Annotated in this window: 4 protein-coding genes; all 4 read left to right on the top strand. The window is 45.8% G+C overall.

The window, feature by feature from the left end; genetic code table 11:
* Positions 1-133 precede the first annotated feature (133 nt).
* The 4 genes from B2899_RS17325 (at position 134) to B2899_RS17310 (ending at position 4,897) form a co-directional block, all read left to right on the top strand.
* Positions 134-1,120, top strand: coding sequence for an MBL fold metallo-hydrolase (locus B2899_RS17325; RefSeq protein ID WP_286887388.1), 987 nt, complete (start codon positions 134-136; stop codon positions 1,118-1,120).
* 115 nt (positions 1,121-1,235) lie between these two features.
* Positions 1,236-1,898: a TVP38/TMEM64 family protein gene (locus B2899_RS17320; protein WP_170230131.1), complete on the top strand. Its 663-nt coding sequence runs from the start codon at positions 1,236-1,238 to the stop codon at positions 1,896-1,898.
* Between the two features lie 28 nt (positions 1,899-1,926).
* The gene (refZ, locus tag B2899_RS17315) at positions 1,927-2,553 is read left to right on the top strand and encodes a forespore capture DNA-binding protein RefZ (RefSeq protein WP_170230130.1); all 627 of its coding nucleotides are present in this window, start codon (positions 1,927-1,929) and stop codon (positions 2,551-2,553) included.
* Between the two features lie 100 nt (positions 2,554-2,653).
* Positions 2,654-4,897, top strand: a complete 2,244-nt coding sequence (locus B2899_RS17310) for a septation ring formation regulator EzrA (RefSeq protein WP_146808464.1) — start codon at positions 2,654-2,656, stop codon at positions 4,895-4,897.
* Positions 4,898-4,986 lie beyond the last annotated feature (89 nt).

Genomic DNA, 4,986 nt, shown 5'->3' with positions numbered 1-4,986 from the left:
TCTCTTCTCTCTTTTCCTTCATATCGCAAAAGTAAGCCGCCCTTCCTATGATTTTCATGTCGGGGTTGCGGCTGAGATACCATGATGGTTTTTTATGAATGAACATCCAGTCAGATAAAATAGGAGGAACAGCATGGAAAGGACCAACCAGAGTATAGAAGTGCTGCCATTGAAAATTCCTACACCGTTCAGCGTGGGGCCTATTAATGTGTTTCTGTTAAAAGGAGAAAGCTGTACGCTTGTAGATGTCGGGCCAAAAACGAAAGAGGCGTTCGAATTGCTTGATCGTTTCCTAAAAGAAAACGGGTTAGCCTGGCATAATATCGACCAAGTTTTCCTGACGCACCAGCATGTGGATCATTCGGGTCTGACTGCCGAGGTGGTGACGCGTTCCGATGCTAAAGTGATCGCGCATCCGGACGCTGTGCCGTATGTAACGATGGATGAAGCGTTTATGCAGCATCATGATGATTTCTTCCGCACGTTGTATGAGGAGAATGGTGTACCACGAGCTCTGCTTGGCTACGTGGAGCGCTTTAAAGAAATGATGGCAATATACAGCGAGCCTGCACCCGTTCACCAAACAATGACAGGCGGCGAGAAGCTAGAAGGCTGTGAAGAGTGGCGAACTGTTTTCACGCCGGGACATACGCAAAATCACCTTGCGCTATACCGGGAGCAGGATGGATTGATGCTGTCTGGTGACTTCCTGATTAAAGAAATCTCGTCTAATGCGTTCGTAGAGCCTCCTATGCGCTCTGGACAGAAGCGACCTAGACCACTGCTTGTATATCGTGACGCAATGCAGAGAATAGCGGAGATACTGGTTCGACGCATGCTTTCGGCGCACGGAGAAGAGATTGAGAATCCGGCTGAATTAATCGCCTATCGTTTGCGTCGTAACGACGATAGAGCGGAAAAAATCCGCGAACTGCTAACAGATGGAGACAAAACGGTATTCGAGCTGACTCAGCTTCTCTTCCCTGCTATTTATCTCAAAGAATTGCCGCTTACGTTTTCAGAAATATTGGGTCATCTGGACTTGTTGGAAGAGCGCAAACAGGTTGAAGCGGTATGGATAGAGAAAGAACATATATATCGTTACAAACAGGTGAAATGAGAAGAAAAAAGTTTTGCTTTTCCGATTGAAACCTCTCAGGAAAGAGAGGTTTTTTTGTTCTTTTAGTGATATAATAATGAAGATAGGATGCGCTATAACAAATGGAGGCGGTGGATTGAAGCGTCTATTGTTTTCTGCCCTCTTCCTGACTGTAATGCTATATGCACTTATGCAGACTGAATTCGGCCATCTGATTCGGACAGGGAACGTTGAGCAGATTGCTGCACAGATAGAATTGTACGGGTGGATTGCCTTTCTGATTTCCATTGCAGCCGTTATCGTACAGACGTTTTTTCCCGTCGTACCTTTTGTATTGTTGGCAGGAGCCAATGTGCTCGCCTTCGGGTTTTGGCTCGGATTTGCGATCAGCTGGATAGGTGCCGTGCTGGCAGCACTGACTAACTTTCTCCTGGCCCGCTATGTTGGAAGAGAGTGGGCAGAGAAGAGGATGGAACATCATTCGTTTGTAAAGAATTTAAACCGATACGCTGAGACAAAAGGCTTTATCGTGATTTTGTTTGCCCGCTGGATACCCATTCTGCCTTCAAGTGCAGTCAATACGGCGGCAGGAATCTCGAAGGTACCGTTCCGCGCCTTTCTATTTGCAACGCTGATTGGCAAAGGTCCGGCCGTTTTGTTCGAATCACTGCTTGGACATTATTTAATTCACTGGGAACAGCATAAAGGAAAGCTTATTCTGATTGCGCTTGGGCTTTGTCTGTTCATGCTGGGGATTGGCTATGTAAAAAAGAAGAAAAAATCAACCTTGCTCTCATAAAAGCAAGGTTTTTTTGGGGGGACAAATCGTGAAACGTTCGCCGAAGCTAACGAAACAAAAGATTATCCGGGCCGCAGTCGAGCTGTTTGATTCACAAGGATTCGACGGTACGACAGTCCGGCAAATCGCGTGTAAAGCCGACGTGAACGTAGCGTTGATTTCCTACTATTTCAAAAATAAAAAAGGGCTGTTGGAACATATGATGATTGATTATTATGAAAATATGTTTCATAGATTGGACGCCTGTCGCTATGACGGTGATTGGCACTCTTTGTCTGATCTTTTGCACAGCATGGTGGAGAGCCTGGTTCGTTTTCAGTGCGATTCGTATCAGGTTACCCGACTTATTCAGCGTGAGCTGTCGGTAGAATCAATGCTTGGACGAGAAGTTATGAGTACGTACTTGGCCCGGCTCAAACATTATTTTACCGCAATCATTGAAGAAGGGATTGCGGAGGGGGAATTTCCTGCACTGCAGGTGGATGGAGTGGTAATCCAGCTTATGGCTATTACAAGTTTTCCTTATACATATCCGCAGATTATTCGTGAAGTATTTTACTTGGAGCCACTCGACGATGGATTTGTCGAGGAAATGGTGCGCTACATATCCGATTTCTTGCGTCATATGCTGACACCGCTCAACACACTTCGCTAAGTTTTTTGTTGAAAAACCTACTTTTAAGCAGGAACTTTCTTAGTAGATACCTAATTATTATAAAAGAATAGGCTGATTTTTCCCAAAGGAGTACGGCATAATGACAGATATAAAACGACAACGGGTGTCCCGTTTTTTTATAGTATGGATGATCATGCTTGCCGTTCTGGCAAGTCCTTGTTATGTCTTGGCGGCTCCGCTGCCGGCTTCCTTAAATAAACCGGTAACGGATGTTAACAATGTTATCAAAAATGAAGAGGAGAAAAAATTCGCGAATTTAACTTCAAATATGAAACAAACGTACAAGCTGGTAGTCGTCGCTGACAGCAAACCGTTGACGCTTCAGCAGTACGCGGAGCAGATCCTGGGCAAATTCACGGTAGATGACAAAGCAATGATTATGGTTTTATCAGTGGCAGAGAAGAATATGGTTATTCTAAGCGGCAAGTATTTTCGAGAGAGTGGGATTACACAGGAAGTGCTGCAGCGCAAAATGGAATATTTCTTCGAACCATATGCGAACCAGGGCACCTTGATGACCGGAGTAATGTCTTTTGTTGAAGCGGTTGAAGATGAAGTGCGCACACAGAGCCAGAAGCAGGGAAGCACAGGTCAGGTCGTTATGGCAGGAGCGCCTGCTCCGGCTGCTGCCGAGAAAGTTACTTCCTGGCCTGTCTGGCTGCTTATCGGACTTGTGCTTGTCGCGGCTGGACTGGGCGGAGCTGCATTTGCCTATACCAAACGCGCTCGAGTATTAAAGGAGATTGACGAAGTAGATGAATGGCGCATAAAGGTAGCGGATCAGCTTAATGCTTTTGAAATTGCTCCAACCTGGAAGAAAGAGCCGGGCAGAGTAAAAGAGAAGTATCTGGCGATCCTTACTGCGCTTGATGATTTGAAGAAAGACGCTATTGCCGATGTAGAGCTTATACTGGTCGATGCGGAAGAGAATCTAATGAAATTTCGTTTTAAGCGGGGACAGGAGATTATTCAAGAAGCGAAAGATAAGTTGTTTCGCATTGAAGAAGAGTACCGTAACTTACATATCCGGTTGGACAAGCTTCGCGAAACGCTAAAAGATGTCGCTTCTTTTAAAGAGGAGGCGGACCAGCTACACCAGAAGAATGAGCGTCGGTTGGATGAACTCCGGATTCAATACGGTGTGTCATTTCATACTCTGAAAGAACAGATGAACCAGTTCGATAGAGAGTCACAGGCTGTTAAACAGTCGGAGGAGAAAGGCGATTTTGAGGAGGCACGCAACCGCCTGCAGGAGCTTGTGGAAAGACAGCAAGCGCTAATGGAACTGCTACAGAAAGTACCGCTAGTACGCCAAACGATTGTGAAGGATTTAGATCAAGAAATTCGCCAATTGGACGAAGATGCCAAAGAAATGGTAGAAGGTGGTTATACGAGCGGTGAAGAGTTTTTCGCCGCGCGCCTTGTAAAGATTCGTGGCAAGGCAGAGAAACTGCCGCTGCTATTTGAAGAAGGCAAGGTAACAGATGCCGAAAATCTCATTCTTGAAATTCGGGAGGACATTGAAGCCGTCTATCAGACGATGGAAGAGATTGTGACAAACAGGCATCAATATCGCCAGTACGTAAATGAGCTTCCATACTATCTCAATATACTAAAACAGGACGAGGAATATTTGTCCGGTGAACTGAGTGACTTATCCCAACGATATCAAGTAGAGGATGGAGAGGCGTTTTATTATTACCAACAGATTCCTGAAGTGGCTGCTGATATTGAGAATACGCTTGAACAAATTAGCGCGAGCGAATCCGGTGAGAATTATGATCGGCATGGTGAGACGCTGACTCAGGTAACGGAGCGAGTCACACAGATGATGGAACGCCGTGATCTGGTGATGAAGGAATTAAAAGAGTTCCGTCAGGGTGAGCGAATGGCCCGCGAAGAGGTGCATGACTTGCGTGGCAGCGTCGCAAGAGTCGAGCAGCAGTTAAAACGTCTGCATCTGCCTAAGCTGCCGTATGGGATTACAAGCAATATACAGTTGTCACGGCAGGCTATTGGCACGGTAGAAGAGGCGCTTCAGGAGATTCCGCTGAAAATGCAGAAGGTTGACCATTTATTGAAGGAAGCGAAAGAGCAAGTTGCGACATTGCTGGAAGATGGAGCGAGAATGATTCGTGATATCCGGATGACGGAAGACAAGATTCAGCGTACGAATCGTTTTCGACGTTATGATAAAGAAATCGCCGCTTTCTTGCAGACTGCAGAAACCGCGTTTCGCGAAGCAGAATATGAAGAGGCACACGAAGCGGCCGATCAGGCCTTTCGTCTGGCACAAGAAAAGTATGACTTAGAAGAAGAATAGAGAGATGATGGGAGAGAGTTTTTCTCTCCTTTTTTCTGTGAAAATCATGAGAAAAGAAGGAAGGGAAAGAGGAAATAAGATCCGGGGAA

It is taken from the genome of Aneurinibacillus sp. UBA3580 (assembly GCF_002375825.1).
Taxonomy (GTDB): Bacteria; Bacillota; Bacilli; order Aneurinibacillales; family Aneurinibacillaceae; genus Aneurinibacillus; species Aneurinibacillus danicus.
The sequence above is the reverse complement of the archived record's forward strand: the minus strand, read 5'-3'. Positions and strand labels throughout refer to the sequence as shown.